General features: G+C 72.4%; 14 protein-coding genes. 10 read left to right on the top strand and 4 right to left on the bottom strand.

The annotated features are described in order from the left end of the window. Positions 1 to 68: 68 nt before the first annotated feature. Entirely contained in the window at positions 69 to 2,483 is a 2,415-nt protein-coding gene (gene pcrA, locus C2L58_RS38220; RefSeq protein ID WP_103342491.1) for a DNA helicase PcrA, read from the bottom strand. 156 nt (positions 2,484 to 2,639) lie between these two features. Here pcrA and C2L58_RS38215 point away from each other — a divergent pair, with 156 nt between their 5' ends. From C2L58_RS38215 to C2L58_RS38185, 7 genes are all read left to right on the top strand, one after another. Then, complete coding sequence (locus C2L58_RS38215) at positions 2,640 to 3,065, top strand: DUF1707 SHOCT-like domain-containing protein (protein WP_103342501.1); 426 nt, start codon at positions 2,640 to 2,642, stop codon at positions 3,063 to 3,065. A gap of 161 nt (positions 3,066 to 3,226) precedes the next feature. Next, complete coding sequence (locus C2L58_RS38210; protein ID WP_103342490.1) at positions 3,227 to 3,523, top strand: chorismate mutase; 297 nt, start codon at positions 3,227 to 3,229, stop codon at positions 3,521 to 3,523. Between the two features lie 65 nt (positions 3,524 to 3,588). Next, positions 3,589 to 3,903, top strand: coding sequence for a hypothetical protein (locus C2L58_RS38205; RefSeq protein ID WP_013222708.1), 315 nt, complete (start codon positions 3,589 to 3,591; stop codon positions 3,901 to 3,903). Between the two features lie 334 nt (positions 3,904 to 4,237). After that, positions 4,238 to 5,689 carry a hypothetical protein gene (locus tag C2L58_RS38200; RefSeq protein ID WP_233226171.1) on the top strand — a complete coding sequence of 484 codons (1,452 nt, stop codon included), beginning with the start codon at positions 4,238 to 4,240 and terminating at the stop codon, positions 5,687 to 5,689. A gap of 271 nt (positions 5,690 to 5,960) precedes the next feature. After that, the gene (locus tag C2L58_RS38195) at positions 5,961 to 6,818 is read left to right on the top strand and encodes a hypothetical protein (protein WP_103342489.1); all 858 of its coding nucleotides are present in this window, start codon (positions 5,961 to 5,963) and stop codon (positions 6,816 to 6,818) included. Between the two features lie 215 nt (positions 6,819 to 7,033). Next, positions 7,034 to 8,671: a serine/threonine-protein kinase gene (locus tag C2L58_RS38190; RefSeq protein WP_103342488.1), complete on the top strand. Its 1,638-nt coding sequence runs from the start codon at positions 7,034 to 7,036 to the stop codon at positions 8,669 to 8,671. Between the two features lie 12 nt (positions 8,672 to 8,683). Then, positions 8,684 to 9,793 (top strand): serine/threonine-protein kinase, encoded by a 1,110-nt coding sequence (locus C2L58_RS38185; protein ID WP_103342487.1) that lies wholly within the window; start codon positions 8,684 to 8,686, stop codon positions 9,791 to 9,793. Here the strand turns inward: C2L58_RS38185 and C2L58_RS38180 are convergent. After that, a complete protein-coding gene (locus C2L58_RS38180; RefSeq protein WP_103342486.1) occupies positions 9,790 to 10,692 on the bottom strand; it encodes a LysR family transcriptional regulator in 903 nt (300 codons plus the stop codon). The genes C2L58_RS38185 and C2L58_RS38180 overlap by 4 nt on opposite strands. A 103-nt stretch (positions 10,693 to 10,795) precedes the next feature. Between C2L58_RS38180 and C2L58_RS38175 the strand changes: the two genes are divergently transcribed. Next, positions 10,796 to 11,701: a DMT family transporter gene (locus tag C2L58_RS38175; RefSeq protein WP_103342485.1), complete on the top strand. Its 906-nt coding sequence runs from the start codon at positions 10,796 to 10,798 to the stop codon at positions 11,699 to 11,701. Here the strand turns inward: C2L58_RS38175 and C2L58_RS38170 are convergent. Together C2L58_RS38170 and C2L58_RS38165 are read right to left on the bottom strand one after the other, a co-directional pair. Beyond that, on the bottom strand, positions 11,698 to 12,378 hold the full coding sequence (locus C2L58_RS38170; RefSeq protein WP_103342484.1) for a response regulator: 681 nt from the start codon (positions 12,376 to 12,378) through the stop codon (positions 11,698 to 11,700). The two genes, C2L58_RS38175 and C2L58_RS38170, sit on opposite strands and share 4 nt — an antisense overlap. 7 nt (positions 12,379 to 12,385) lie before the next feature. After that, positions 12,386 to 13,690: an ATP-binding protein gene (locus tag C2L58_RS38165; protein ID WP_369904307.1), complete on the bottom strand. Its 1,305-nt coding sequence runs from the start codon at positions 13,688 to 13,690 to the stop codon at positions 12,386 to 12,388. A gap of 209 nt (positions 13,691 to 13,899) precedes the next feature. On the opposite strand from C2L58_RS38165, the gene C2L58_RS38160 reads away from it, so the two are divergent. Both C2L58_RS38160 and C2L58_RS38155 read left to right on the top strand, forming a co-directional pair. After that, entirely contained in the window at positions 13,900 to 15,189 is a 1,290-nt protein-coding gene (locus C2L58_RS38160) for a PspC domain-containing protein (protein ID WP_103342482.1), read from the top strand. After that, a complete protein-coding gene (locus C2L58_RS38155; protein WP_103342481.1) occupies positions 15,182 to 15,424 on the top strand; it encodes a hypothetical protein in 243 nt (80 codons plus the stop codon). Before C2L58_RS38160 ends, C2L58_RS38155 begins: the two co-directional genes overlap by 8 nt. Positions 15,425 to 15,436 lie beyond the last annotated feature (12 nt).

The following is a 15,436-nucleotide window of genomic DNA, read 5'->3' as shown; positions in this document are numbered from 1 at the left end:
CGACCCCACAGCTCAACCGGCGGCAAGCCGCCGGTCACCCGGCTGACCAACCTCCCTGGACATCACAGCTAGAGCTTCACCATCGGGACGCTGCCGATGAGCATCAGCCGGACCTTGCCCGCCGCCCCGAAGTCGATCGTGGCCGTGGCCCGCGGGCCGACGCCGTCGCAGGAGATCACCGTGCCGAGGCCGTACTTGTCGTGGCTGACGCGGTCGCCGACGTCCAGCTTCAGCGCCACCGTGTCCTTCCAGCCCTTGCCGAACGACGGCGTGCCCGACGAAGACGGCGCGGAAGACCGCCGGCCGCCCCAGGTGGTCGCCGCCCGCGGGGTGCCGCGCGAACCGGAACCGAACGAGCCGAAGCCGCTGCTGGAGGGCTCCAGGCGCCGCCAGTCGACCAGGTCCGGCGGCAGCTCGTCGAGGAACCGCGAAGCCGGGTTCATCGACGGCTGGCCCCACGCCGAGCGCGTGATCGCGCGCGAGACGTACAACCGTTTCCTGGCGCGCGTGATCGCGACGTACGCGAGCCGTCGCTCCTCGGCCAGCTCCGTCGGGTCGCCCAGCGCCCGCATGTGCGGGAAGACGCCGTCCTCCCAGCCGGTGCAGAAGACCACCGGGTACTCCAGGCCCTTCGCGGTGTGCACGGTCATCAGCGTGACCACGCCCGCGCCGCCGTCGCCTTCGTCGCCGCCGTCGGGCGAAGGCACCGAGTCGGCGTCCGCGACCAGCGAAACGCGTTCCAGGAACGCCGGCAGCGAGCCCGGCGCCGGGACGCCCTCCTCGACGACCAGCTCGGCGTTCTCGTCCGCGACGACCGCGGCGGTGATCTCGGTGAACTCCCGCGCGACCGTGACGAGCTCGTCGAGGTTTTCCACGCGCGTGTGGTCCTGCGGGTCCTCGGACTCCTCGAGCTCGACGCGGTAGCCGGTCTTCTCCAGCACCGCTTCCAGGACGTCGTGCACCTCGGCACCGTCCGAAACCAGCGTGCCCAGCTCGTCGAGCAGCGCCACGAACCCGCTGATCGCCTTGACCGAGCGCGGGTTCAGCAACGGCACCTTGCCCTCGACCGCGTCCCGCAACGCCGCCGCGAACGAGATCCGCTCGCGCTCGGCGTGCGTCGCCACGACGGCCTCCGCGCGGTCGCCGATGCCGCGCTTGGGCACGTTCAGCACGCGCCGCAGGCTCACCGTGTCCTCGGGGTTCGCCAGCACGCGCAGGTACGCGATCATGTCGCGGACCTCGCGGCGCTCGTAGAACCGCACGCCGCCGACGACCTTGTACGGCAGGCCGAGCCGGATGAAGATCTCTTCGAAGACGCGGGACTGGTTGTTGGTGCGGTAGAAGACGGCGACGTCGGAGTAGTCGGCTTCGCCCTTCTCCGCCAGCGCGTCGATTTCGCCCGCGACGAACGCGGCTTCGTCGTGGTCGTTGTCGGCGACGTAGCCGACGATCTTCTCGCCGTCGCCCGCGTCCGTCCACAGCCGCTTGGCCCGCCGGTTCGGGTTCCGCTCGATCACGGCGTTGGCCGCGTTCAGGATCGTCTGCGTGGAGCGGTAGTTCTGCTCCAGCAGGATGGTGTGCGCGTTCGGGAAGTCCCGCTCGAACTCCTCGATGTTGCGGATCGTCGCGCCGCGGAAGGCGTAGATCGACTGGTCCGCGTCACCGACGACGACCAGCTCGGCCGGCTCGACGCCCGCTTCGTTCGGCGCGGTCCCGGCCAGCTCGCGGACCAGGGTGTACTGCGCGTGGTTCGTGTCCTGGTACTCGTCGACCAGCACGTGGCGGAAGCGCCGCCGGTAGTACTCGGCGACGTCCGGGAACGCCTGCAGCAGCGAGACCGTGCGCATGATGAGGTCGTCGAAGTCGAAGGCGTTGGCCTGGTTCAGCCGCCGCTGGTACTCGACGTAGACCTCGGCGACGCGGCGCTCGAGGTCGTTGCCCGCGTTCGCCGCCGCCGTCTCCGGGTCGGTGAGCTCGTTCTTCAGGTTCGAGATGTGCACGGCGAGCGTGCGGGCGGCGTAGCGCTTCGGGTCGATGTCGAGGTCCCGCGCCACCAACGTGATCAGCCGCTTGGTGTCGTCGGAGTCGTAGATGGAGAAGCTCGACGACATGTCCAGGATCTTGGCTTCACGGCGCAGGATCCGCACGCACATGGAGTGGAACGTCGACACCCACATGGCGTTCGCGCGGCGCCCGACGAGCGCGGCGACGCGCTCGCGCATTTCGGCGGCGGCCTTGTTGGTGAACGTGATCGCCATGATTTCGCCCGGGTGCACCCGGCGCTGGCCGAGCAGGTAGGCGATCCGGCGGGTCAGCACCCGGGTCTTGCCCGATCCCGCGCCCGCCACCACCAGCAGCGGGCCACCGGCGTGGGTGACGGCTTCGCGCTGGGCGGGGTTGAGGTCGTCGAGCAGCTCGGCCTGCCCGCCGGCGGCGGGCTTGCGCACAGGGGTCGCGGCGGGGAGATCGAAGAGGGTGTCCATCGTGCGTCCACGCTACCCCGGGTGGGTGGAAGTGCGGCACAGCGTGCCGACGCGAGCCGGTGCCTCCGGCGCGAGCGGCTACGGCGGTGGGCGTAGCGCCGGATGTCGCCTGCCACCCGACGCGCCGCGGGCGCCACGCGCGGAGCATCGGTGGACATGGAAGACACCAGCTCCGCCCGCATCCGGGCCGCCGACGCCGATCGAGAACGCGTCGCCACCACCGTCCAGACCGCCGGTGCCGAAGGCCGGCTCACCCTCGACGAGGTCGAAGAACGCCTCAGCCGCGTCTACTCCGCGAAGTTCACCTACGAACTCGCCGCGCTCACCACCGATCTGCCGCGGCCCGTGCCCCCGTCCCCCGGCTTCCCGCTGACCCGGGAGGCGCTGCGGCGCCACCCCGCGTTGCGCGTCCACCTCGCCGTCGGGGTCGCGATCGCCGTGCTGCTGGTCGTCCGGTGGGCGGTGCTGGGGGCCGGGTTCTTCTGGCCGGCGTTCCCGGTGTTCTGGCTCGGGGTGAGCCTCTTGGTCCACGCGCGGGTGCGCTCGGTCCGGGAGCGGCCGCGTGCCGCTGTGCCATACTGAGCGCATGCGGCGCCACGCGAAGCGATTTTTTTACGGGATCCGGACTCCGGCTCCCGTGATCGCGTAGTGCCCGAACCGCCATCACGCCAGCCCCGGAGTCCACGGACCCGGGGCTGTCGCCGTCCCTGGGGCCGGGTCCGGGCTTCGAGGAAGAGGTCCCGATGAACGCACACGCGACGAACGCCGACGGCCAGCCCGCCGAGCACACCCCCGCGGGCGACGACATCTCGGCGCTCCGGGAGGAGATCGACTGGCTGGACAAGGAGATCCTGCGGCTGGTCAAACGCCGGGTCGAGGTGTCCAAGACGATCGGGGCCGCGCGGATGGCCGCCGGGGGCACGCGCATCGTCTACAACCGCGAGATGGACGTGCTCGCGCGCTACCGCGAACTCGGCCCGGACGGCCGGCAGCTGGCCATGGCGCTGCTGAACCTGGGCCGCGGGCGGCTCGGCCGGTAACGGTTACCCGAATTCGGGGACTTCCCCGAGGCACCGGCGGCCCCGGTGCGGGCAGACTGGGGCCCATGGACTGGCTCGTGAACCTCATCGCCGTCATCGTCGCGCTCGCGAGCGTGCTGGCCGCGCTGGGCCATGTGGGGTATTTGGCGCTGCTCAACAACGCGGCGGGTAAGCGGGCCGGAGGCGCTCCGGTCGCGCAGTACGTCAAGAGCAGGTGGGCCGTTGCCGGCGGTACCACCGCGGCTTCGCTGTTCGCCTGGTTGCTCACGGCGGGGGGACCGACGCTGGACATCTTCGCGATCATCGTCGCCGCCGGTAGCGGCGTGGTGGCGACGAAGGCGCTGCAGTCCACGCGGGACCGTTACCGCACGGGAGGCTGAAACCCCTGATCAGGGCCGATGGCGCTGCGTGAAACTTCGCAGCGTCACCATCGCCCGTTCGGTCGCGCCCGACCGAGTGAAACCTCTGCAACTTGCAGGTTTGGGGGCGACTTTCTCCGCCGGATGCTCCTAGGGTTGACGGCGTGAGGACCCTTGCGTCTGGGTCGGGCGATGCCCGCGAGACGCGCGGGGGCACTGGCCCCGCGCGTCTCCAGTCGCGTGCGCGTGCATTTGCGCAGGATTCCGAACAGGATTCCGCGCGTGAGGGTGCTCCGATCGGGTCGTCTCGCCGCCGGATGGCGTCAGGACCGCACCGCCGGGTGGTCGAGCCCACATGAGCCAAGGCACGGAGTTCCACGGGCACGCCGGAGCGCCCGCGCATCCCGGGCGGCACCGGCGCGGTGGCGCGGAGAGCTGGACGCCACCGCTGCCCCAGCACCGCCCGGTGCGCCACCACGCGGCCGGGAACACGCCGGAGCCGGGCTCGCTTCCGTTGCGGCACCACGGTTCCGGTGAGGCGGCGGAGAGTGGTTCGTATGCCTTGCGGTACCGCGGGGTGGGCGAGCCGTCGGGAGGCGGCACCTGTTCCTGGCCGCACTACGCGCCCGCCGATTCCCCCCAAGGTGACTTCCACCCCCTGCGGCATTACCCGCCCGGATCGCCGGAGGCGGGCAACCGCCCTTTCCGGCGCCGCGCCACCGAAGCCGGGTCCGCGCCGGCCGATCCGCCGGTGTCCGGGTGCCTTCCCCTTCCGCAGCCGTCGCTGCCGTCGCTGCCGCAGCCGCGGGACCGGCGGCCCTCGTCGCCGCTCTTCCCGGCCGCGCACGGCAGTCTCCCGCTCGATGCCTTCGATGACGACGACCTCGAGCCCGGCGCGGACGAGTCGCCGGCCGCCGAAAGCCGTGCCGATCTGGCCGCCCGGCGGACCCGCGTCTCGCTGGCCGCGCCCGCGCCTCGGTGTGTGGACGTCGACGAGGACGACGTCCGCATCTACTCCGCCCCTCCCCTCGACGGCCTGGGGGGCTTCACGATCGGGTCCGTTCCCGCCTCGGTGACGCCACCGAAGACGTGGCGGAAAGCGGCCTGGTTCGCCACCGGTGCGTCCGGTGCCGTGGTCGTCGGCCTCCTCTGCGCCGGCTCCTTCCTGGTCGGGAAGCCGCCCGTGGACCAGGCCGTGCAGGGCTCCTGGCCCGGCTACCAGGGCGTGCCGACGATCGCCGACCCCACCGGCGAGCACCGGCCGCCGACGCAGGGCGGTGCCGCGCCGGGGCCGGAATCCGCGTCACAGCCGGAGAACACGCCCGAGAAAACCCAGCGCGGTGGTGCCGGGCCGGTCGACGGCGCGGCTCCCCCGCCCGCCCGCAGCACCACCACCACCCCGGACACGGTGAAGACCGGCCCGGCCGGCCCGGGCGCGAGCCCCCGCAAACCGCCGGTCACGCCCGCCCAGCGCGAAACCCCGGTCAAGCCGCCGTGGTGGTACTCCTTCCCGCCGGACGCCCAGACCATGGGGGACAACTCGGAGAAGTTCTTCAACACCGTCACCACCGACCCGTCCGCGGCGTCGTCGGTGACCACCGGCCACCTGCACGACCAGGGGCCGCAGGCGCTCGCCGAGCGGTACGCCGGCATCGCCTACTTCGAAGTCAAGAAGGTCAGCATCGACCAGCAGCGGGGCGTCACGGTCAACACCGTCGAGGTCACCCACACCGACGGCACCAAGACCGTCGAGGAGCGCACGCTGACCTTCGGCGACGGCGACAAGATCACGGCTGACGGTCAGTAGCCGAACCTGCACGTGCGGTTCGCCCGTTCTGATGCACGTGCGGTGCGCCGAGCGGTTATGCCTGGTCCGGGTGGGTGACATAAGTTGCCGCTCGTCGTATTGCGACGGCATTCCGGCGACAGAGCCTGGTGGTCGCCGTCCGCACAGGGTTACCTGACGACAGCGAATCCGACAGTGAATCCAAAGACCGGCCACGAGTCGGCCGACCGGACCAACGGGAGCCCGGCGAACGGCCGAGTGACCGTCACCGGAACCCAGAGCGAGGACTTTCGTGCTTGATCGGCAGCGCACACGGCGTGAGTCACCCCACGCCGTCCGCGTCGAGGACGTCATCCCGGCCGAGATCCTGGACGGCGTCGCCGACGCCGACCGGGACCACCTCGAGCAGGTCTTCCGCGACCCGCAGCGATTCCTGCCGTCGCGGACCGAGCCCGCCCGCGAGCCGGCGCAGGCCGAAGACGCCGGCGAGCCGGAAAGCCGGTTCGCGCGCCGCGCGAAGCTGACCGGGCTCGTCGCCGCGGGCGCGCTCGTCGCCGGCGCCGTGATCGCCGCGCCGATGCTGACCAGCGCCCACCGCGCCGCCTCCCCCGGCGGGCAGTCCACGCCCGCCGGGTTCACCGGCGCGGCCGAGCTCGGTGGCCTCGCCGTCCCGCAGCACCAGGCCGGCGGCAGCGCGCCGGAGCGGCGCAGCCCGGCGACGCCGGGCGCCCACCCCGAGGACACGCCGGCCACCCAGCCGGCGAACGGCAAGCCCCGCACCCAGCCGACGCCGGCCGCCGACACCCCGGTGCCGGACCAGGCCGCCGACGCCCGCAGCGCGAGCCGCAAGATCCAGGCCGTCAAGGACTTCTACGCCAAGATCGCCCGCGACTCGGCGGGCGCGCTGGCGCTGCTGAGCCCGGCCCTGGTCCAGGGGACGGCCGGCGAGCTGGTCCGCACCTGGAGCGCGATGGACGCCATCGACGTCCAGGAGGCCGACACGCAGATCAAGCCGGACGGCTCGATCCTCGCGGTCGCGACGCTGCACCGGCCGGACGGCGCGCTGGTGCGCGTCACCCAGCTGTTCCGGGTCGCCGACAGCGGCGGGCTGATCACCGAAGCCGAGCTCGTCTCGGCCCAGTACATGTAGCCCACCGCGACCACCCCTTCACCCCTGGTTCAAGTGCCCGTGCCGAATTCGTGTGCGCAGAGTGAGCGCCTAGCCTTGTCACGGGCCGGTCTCGGAAAAGCCGGCTCAGAGCCCACGACATGTGCATACGCTCCAGCCCAGCGGCGTGCTCGTGGCCGCCTCACCAGGCACCGATCCGCACGCCCTGGTGAAGCCGGAGCCCAAAGGGAGGTCGCGTGAGCGACGAGGGTCGTCTGGTCGCCGATCGGTACCGCATCGTCGGCCGGATCGGCACGGGCGCGATGGGGGCCGTCTGGCAGGCGCACGACGAGGTCCTGGGCCGCACCGTGGCCATCAAGCAGCTCCTGCTCCAGCCGCACCTGGACGAGCACGACAAAGAAGACGCCCGGCAGCGCACCATGCGCGAGGGCCGGATCGCGGCCCGGCTGCACCACCCCAACGCGATCTCCGTCTTCGACGTCGTCACCGACGACAACGGCCAGCCGTGCCTGATCATGGAGTACCTCAACTCCACCAGCCTGGCCGCCGTGCTGCAGGAGCGCCGCACGCTGCCGCCGACCGAGGTCGCGCGCATCGGCGCCCAGGTCGCCGCGGCGCTGCGCGAGGCGCACGCGGTCGGGATCGTGCACCGCGACATCAAGCCGGGCAACATCCTGCTCGGCGGCAACGGCACCGTGAAGATCACCGACTTCGGCATCTCGCGGGCCAAGGACGACGTCACGGTCACCAAGACCGGGATGATCGCCGGCACCCCCGCCTACCTGGCCCCCGAGGTCGCCATCGGCGGCGAGCCGGGCCCGGAGTCCGACGTCTTCTCCCTCGGCTCCACGCTCTACGCGGCGTGCGAGGGCCAGCCGCCGTTCGGGCTGTCCGAGAACACGCTGAGCCTGCTGCACGCGGTCGCGGCCGGGCAGATCAACCCGCCGCGCCAGTCCGGGCCGCTGGCCAGCGTGCTGGCGGTGCTGCTGCACCCGGACACCGAGCACCGGCCGACCGCCGAGGAGTGCGAGGAGCTGCTCGCCGCCGTCGCCCGTGGCGAGACCCCGCTCGGCGGCCCCGCGGACGAGACCATGATGGCGCCGTCCGCCGGCGTCCTCGGCGCGGCCGCCGTCGCCGACCCGAACGCGACGCAGATGTTCGACGAGATCCCCGCCGGTCACTCGGGCACGCTGCTCAGCGGCGGCGGGGCCCCAACGCAAGCCGTGCCGTTCTACGACGAGGACGACTACCCGGAGGGCACCGGCTACCCGGAGGACGACTACGACGGGTACGGCCGCTACCCCGAGGACGACCACCACGGCGCCGGGGGCGTACCGCCCGGCCTGGCCGCGACCCGCGCCGTGCCGGTGCCGCCGCACGAGCAGGGCGGGTACGAGGACGACTACGACGATTACGACGACGATCCCGAGCCGCCCCCGGCCCGGTCGCGGCCCCAGCTGAGCCCGGTCGACGAGGACGACGGCAAGCCCGGCGCGTGGAAGCGCCCGGCGATCATCGGCGGCGTCGTGGTCGTGGGCCTGGTCGCGCTCGTCGTCTGGCTGCTGAGCCCGAACAACCCGGAGGCGCCGGCCGCGCCGGCGCCCAGCACCAAGTCGTCGCCCGCCGCGACGTCGTCGTCGGAGCCGCCGACGACCGAAGACTCGTTCACCCCGGTGGAGGTGCCTCCGCCGGTGTCGGAGACGACCTCGTCGTCGAAGCGCGCCACGACGTCGCGGCCGACCGAAACGCCGGTGACCACGACCCCGAAGACGACAACGCCGACGAAACCGTCGGAGTCCGAGTCGCCGCCGGCATCGTCCTCCCCTCCCAGCTCCCCACCTCAATCGACTTCGCAGCCGCCGGCCAACGGATAATCGAGGACCGACTTGAGTTCTGAAGGCACCATCGTCGGCGGCCGGTTCCGGCTGGACCAGCCGATCGGCCGCGGCCGCGCGGGCATCGTGTGGCTGGCGTTCGACACGCGGCTGTTCCGCACCGTCGCGATGAAGCGGATGTACCTGCCGGTCGGTGCGGGCGAGCGCGCCGAGCAAGCGCGTGCCGCCGCCATGCAGGAGGGCAAGGACGCGGCCCGGATCGAGCACCCGTGCGCGATCAAGGTGTTCGACGTGCTGCCGGACGGCCAGGACGTCTGGCTGGTGATGGAGTACATCCCGTCACGCAGCATGGCGACGTTCCTCGCCGAGCACGGCCGGCTCACCCCCGACCAGGCGGCGCTGCTGGGCATCCAGCTCGGGAACGCGCTGGCCGCCATCCACGGGGCCGGCTTCGTGCACCGCACCCTCGAGCCGGGCACGGTGCTGCTGGCCGACGACGGCGGCGTCAAGCTCACCGACATCGGCATCAGCGGCGGCGGGCCGAGCCCGGCGTACGTGGCGCCCGAGGTCGCCCGCGGGCTGCCGGGCACGCCGGCCGCGGACGTCTTCTCCCTCGGCGCGACGCTCTACACGTCCGTGGAGGGCGTGCCGCCGTTCGGGGACGACGGCCAGTCGTCCGAACGCCCGCCGCAGAACTCGGGCGTCCTGACCGAGGCGCTGCGCAAGATGCTGCGCGCGGACCCGACCACCCGGCCGACGATGGCGGACACCGTCCACTCGCTGAAGGCGATCACCGAAGGCCGCGAAACGGCGTTCATCCCGCCGACCGCGCCGGCGATGCCGACCATGCCCGTCGGCTGGCCGACGGCGCAGGGCGCCCCGCCGATGCCGCCTCAGGGGCCGCCGATGGCGTCGGGCCCGCAGTTCCAGCCGCAGTACCCGATGACGCCGCCGCCCGGCTACGCGCAGGGGGCGACGCAGCAGATCCCGCCGGTCCCGCCGGCTCCTCAGGCGCCGCAGTACGCGCCGCCGCCCGCTGCGGCGGCGCAGCAGGCCGAGGCGTGGAACCTGCCGGTGTCGAAGAAGACGCTGGTCACCGTGGCCGCGATCCTCGCCGCGGTGCTGGTCGGCATCCTCGTCACCGAGCTGTTCTTCGTCTAAGCCACCTTCGCGGTCGCCGCGCGCATCGCTTCCAGCAGCGTGCGGACGGCCGGCTGGCCCCAGGCGCGCGACGCGACGGCGGCGTGGATCGCGCGGAAGGGCTCGGGGTTGCGGATCCTGCGGACGACGACGCCGGGGTGCTGCGCGCCGAGCCCCAGCTCCGGGATCAGGCCGACGCCGATGCCGGCCGCCACGAACCCCTGCGCCGTCTGGTAGTCCTCGGATTCGACGACGACGTTCGGTGTGAACCCGGCGGACGCGCACGCGCTGTCCAGGATGTTGCGGCAGATGCCGGGCAGGCCGTCGACGCCGACCCAGGGTTCCTCGGCGAAGTCCGTCAGGTCGAGCACGCGCTTGCGCGCCAGCGGGTGGGTCTTCGGCAGCACGGCCCGGTACGGATCGTCCAGCAGGTGCACCAGCTCGACCCCCTTGGCGGGCGGCGTCCGGCGGGGGAAGACGGTGATCGCGACGTCGGCGTGGCCCGTCTCGACGTCGACCATCGGGTCGTCGGGCTCGACGAGCTTGAGGTCGAGGCGCACGCCGGGGTGCTCGCGGCGGACCGCGGCGATGGCGGGTGGGACCAAGGACGCACCGGCCGTGGCGAAGTAGCGGATGGTGACGCGGCCGGTGCGGCCCTCCTTGAGCTCGGTCAGCGCCGCCTCGGCCTTGGCGAGCTCGGTGCTGAGCGTCTCGGCGTGTTCGCACAGCAGCGCACCCGCCGCCGTCGGCCGGACGCCGCGCCCGACGCGTTCGAGCAGTTCGGTGCCGGCCTCGCGCTCCAGCGTGGACAGCTGCTGGCTGATCGCGGACGGCGTGTAGCCCAGGTTGCGGGCCGCGGCGGTGATCGACCCGCTGGTGATGACGGCACGGAGGACCTGCATGCGGCGGACGTCGAGCATGCCCCGATCGTACAGCTTGGCTTAAGTGTTCCTGCAGTTAATTTCGCTTGTCCTTACTTCTGGTCCGGGTGAAGCTGACCTTGGCTGTCGAAGGAGGACTGCGGTGGGCGAGACGAAGACCCTGCTCAGGATCGGTGCGCTGGCGCTGATGTGGGGCTCGAGCTTCTTCTGGATCAAGCTGGGCCTGGGGATGTTCTCGCCGGTCCAGCTGGTGCTGGCGCGGCTGGTGCTCGGCGCCGCCATGCTGCTGGTGCTGTGCCGCCTGCAGCGGGCCCGGCTCCCGCGCGACCGCCGGACGTGGGGGCACCTGGCGGTCGCGGCGTTCTTCCACAACGCGCTGCCGTTCCTGCTGTTCGCGATCGGCGAGACGACGGTCGATTCGGGTATCACCGGGGTCCTCAACTCGACGACGCCGCTGTGGGTGCTGCTCGCCGCGCCGCTGATGGGGACGTCGTCGCGGATGACCGGGCCGCGGCTGGCGGGCCTGGTCGCCGGACTCGGCGGGATCCTGCTGATCTTCGCCCCGTGGCAGGCGTCGGGCCTGCTGAGCTGGGGTGCGCTGGGCTGCCTCGCGGCGGCGGCGAGCTACGGCTTCGCGTTCGTCTACGAGGGCAAGTACCTGTCGGACCCGGCGGTGTCGCCGTACGCGACTTCGGCGGGCCAGATGGTGCTGGCCAGCGGCATGCTGGTGCTGGCGCTGCCGGCGGGCGGGTTCGCGCCGGTGCACGTTTCCGCGGGACCGCTGCTGGCGGTGCTGGTGCTGGGCATCGGGTCGACCGGGATCGCGTTCGCGCTGAACTACCAGCTGCTGGCCAGCGAGGGCGCGGTGGCGGCTTCGGTGGTCGGGTACCTGCTGCCGGTGGTTTCGGTGCTGCTCGGGGCGGTGTTCCTCGGCGAGCAATTGCACCTGCGGGTGATCGCGGGGATGGTGGTCGTGCTCGGCGGCGTGGCGTTGACGCGGCTCCCGAAGCGCGTGCCGGCGGCGGCGCCGGTCATGGAACGGGTTTAGACGAGACGGCGGTCGGAGGCCCAGCGGGAGAGCTCGTAGCGGTTCGAAAGCTGGGTCTTCCGCAGGACGCTCGACACGTGCGTCTCCACCGTCTTCACCGAGATGAACAGCTCCGACGCGATTTCCTTGTACGCGTACCCGCGCGCCAGCAGCCGCAGGACGTCCCGCTCGCGCGGCGTCAGCAGGTCCAGCTCGGGGTCGTTGATCGGCGCCGAACCCGGGCGGTCGGCGAACGCGTCCAAGACGAAGCCGGCCAGCCTCGGCGAGAACACCGCGTCGCCGTCCGCGACGCGGACCACCGCGCGGACCAGCTCCTTCGACGAGATCGTCTTCGTCACGTAGCCGCGGGCGCCCGCGCGGATGACCGCGATGACGTCCTCCGCCGCGTCCGACACCGACAGGGCCAGGAACACCACGTCCGGCAGCTCCGGGCGGACCCGGCGCAGCACTTCGGCACCGCCGCCGTCGGGCATGTGGACGTCGAGGAGCACGACCTGGGGCTTCGTGCGGGCGATGCCGGCCACCGCTTCGGCGACCGAACCGGCCTCGCCGACCACGCGGACCTCGTCGGTGATCGAGTCGAGCTCGGTACGCACCCCCGCGCGGAACAGCGCGTGGTCGTCGACGAGGAAGACCTTGACCGGTTCACGCTGGTTGTCCGTCACGTCGTCGAGCATAGCCGCCTCACGCCGCTCCCTTGCCCGCTTTCACCGGCATGGCGAGCTGCACCTCGGTGCCCTCGCCCGGCGCCGTCCGGACCTTGCACGTGCCGCCGTGGCGGGTCATCCGGCCGCGGATCGAGTCGGCGAGGCCGTGGCGGTCGTCCGGGACGAGGTCGGGGTCGAAGCCCTTGCCGCGGTCGCGGACGAACACCGTCACCGCCGTCGGCTCGACCTCGGCGTAGACGCTGACCTCGTCGACGCCGGCGTGCTTGGCCGCGTTGACGATGGCCTCCCGCGCGGCCTGGACGAGCGCCACCAGCGATTCGTCCAGCTCGGCGTCGCCGACGACGACCTGGCCGACCGAGATCGCGAAGGTGTCCTCGACCTCGCCGCACGCCGTCGCGAGCGCTTCGGACAGCTGGCCGGTCGCTTCCTCGACGTTCTCGGCGGGCTTGCCGTAGCCGTTCGGGCCGTAGAGCCAGCCGCGCAGCTCGCGCTCCTGGCTGCGGGCCAGCCGCGCGACCTCGCGGGGCTGTTCGCTCTGCTTCTGGATCAGCGCGAGGGTCTGCAGCACGGAGTCGTGCAGGTGGGCGGCGATCTCGGCGCGTTCGTCGGTGCGGATGCGGGCCTTGCGCTCGTCGGAGAGGTCGCGGACCAGCCGCAGCCAGAACGGCACGGTCAGCACGGCGACCCCGATCAGGGTGGCGGTGACGGCGATGAGCGCGAACTGGACCTGGTCGAGGCTGCCGCTGCGCAGCACGACGACGCCGATGCCGGTGATCACCAGCGCGACGCCGGCGACGATCCGGATGGCGGCCGACCAGCCGCCCCCGCCGAGGAACGCCCCGGCGAAGCCGTCCTTCGCGCCGACCTTCCAGCGGCGGCGCTGCGACTCGTCGGCCTCGCGCCAGACGACCGCGGCACCGATCATGGCGACGGCCAGGGGCACCGCGACCCAGCCGCTGATGAACCCGGTGAGCGTCCCGCTGGCGACGGCGAGGCCGACGCCCAGCGCGATCAGCCCGAACGCCTGCTGGCGTTCCTTCTGGGTCGGCGGCTCCGCGGCTTCTTCGGACTGCTGCTGGACGAACACCCAGAGGAGGCCGTAGGCGAGCAGCCCGGCGCCGTTGAGCGCGGCGAGCAGCGCGAAGGCCGTCCGCACCCAGACGACCGGCACACCGAGGTGATCGGCGAGCCCCCCGGCGACGCCGGCGATGGCCCGCCCGGACCGGCGCCGGAACATCTTGGGCGCCAATGACTCCGTCGTGGTGGCCGCGATCGCCTGCTCGGCGGTGACGTGGTCGAGGGACTCCTGCACGCCGTCCATGGTCACACGCACCGGGGTGCGGTTCCATCGGGGAAACCCCTGATCCGGAATCAGTGCGGCGGGGACGACCGACGCGGACCGGATCACCGGCCGGACGATCCGCTCCGAAGGCGGCTTCCGCCGCTGAACGCGACCCCCGTGTCCCCTCCGGGAAACCTCAGGGACCATCCCGGATGTCCCGCCGTCGCAGGTGGCGCATGCTTCTCGGTATGAGTGGTGCGAGCGAAACCCGGTCGCCGAAGCCGGGTGTCCTGAACGGCTTCGAGGAGACCGTCAAGGACTTCTGGAACAGCCGGCCCCGGCGGCCGCACTCCGGGCGGAAGCTGGCCGGGGTGGCCGCCGCCATCGGGCGGCGTTACGGGATCGATCCCGTCGTCGTGCGGATCGCCTTGGTGGTCACGACGATCTTCGGCGGCTTCGGCGTTCCCTTCTACCTGCTGGGGTGGCTGTTCCTGCCCGGCGAAAGCGACGAGGTCTCCGGCTTCGAAAGCCTGATCGGGCGCGGCCGGTCGTCGGTGTCGCCCGCGTTCGCCGTCGTGCTCATGATCTTCACCGTCGTCAGCGCCGGGGGCTCGATCACCGGGTCGTGGTTCGACGGCGGCGGGCTCATCAGCTGCGCCCTCATCGCCGCCGCGCTCTACCTGCTGCACCGCAGCCGCGGCCACGAGAACCGCCCCGCGCCCGTCGCCGCGCGGACCTCGTACCCGGCCTTCACCGGAAACGGAGCCTTCACCATGACCGACACCGCCGAGGCGCCTTCGCCGGCGCGCGGCTGGGATCCCCTGGCGGCCGACCCGGCCGGCTGGGACCTTCCCGACGCTCCGCCCGCCCCGGAGCCGCGGCCCACGCCGCCCCCACCACCGTCGTACCAGGCGCCGCAGCGGCGTCCCCGGTCGAAGGTCGGCTCCGCGACGTTCGCGCTGGCCGTGGTGACCGCCGGCGCGGCCGTGCTGGCCGGCCTCAACGGCGCCACCTGGTTCGACGCGCAGCACATCGTCGGCCTGGTGCTCGGCGTGGTCGGGATCGGCCTGGTCGCCGGCGCGTTCGCCCGCGGCGGACGCGGCCTGATCGGGCTCGCGATCCCCCTTGCCATCGCCGGGCTGGTCCTGACGGCGGCGCCGTTCAAGAACTTCGACGTCCGCGGCGGTCTCGGCGACATCAGCCCGGTCCCGCAGTCGCTGGCCGAGCTCAAGCCGCTGTACCAGCACGCGGCGGGCGATATCAACCTCGACCTGACCGAGCTGCCCGCCGGAGCGCCGTACTCGACGACCGTGTCCAACGGCGCCGGCAACACCACGGTGATCGTGCCGGAGAACGCGGACGTCACCTTCGACTGCCACACCGGCGCCGGCGAGACGTCGTGCTTCGGCCGCAAGAACGACGGCGTCGGCGAGGCCGCGCTGATCGGCACGGACAACGGCCCCGACGGCGTCGGCGGCCAGAAGATCACCCTGAAGGTCTCGAACAACGTGGGCGACGTGGAGGTGCGGCGTGACTGACCAGAACCCTTACGCCTACGACGATCCGGCCGGCACCCAGCCCGCCAAGCGCGGCGGCGTGGACGTCATCACCCTGATCTTCGGCGTCGCGACCCTGCTGGTGTCGGCGTACGTCCTCTCGGACGGCGCGAGCTGGCTGCCGTCGTTCGACTTCCGCTGGGTGGTCGCCGGCGGGGCGGTCTTCGTGGGACTGCTGCTCCTCACCGCGTCGTTCGGCAGCAAGCGGCGGCGCTGAGCCACCGGATCA

The organism is Amycolatopsis sp. CA-126428, from assembly GCF_002904335.1.
Taxonomy (GTDB): Bacteria; Actinomycetota; Actinomycetes; order Mycobacteriales; family Pseudonocardiaceae; genus Amycolatopsis.
This window is presented reverse-complemented; position numbering and strand designations above follow the sequence as displayed.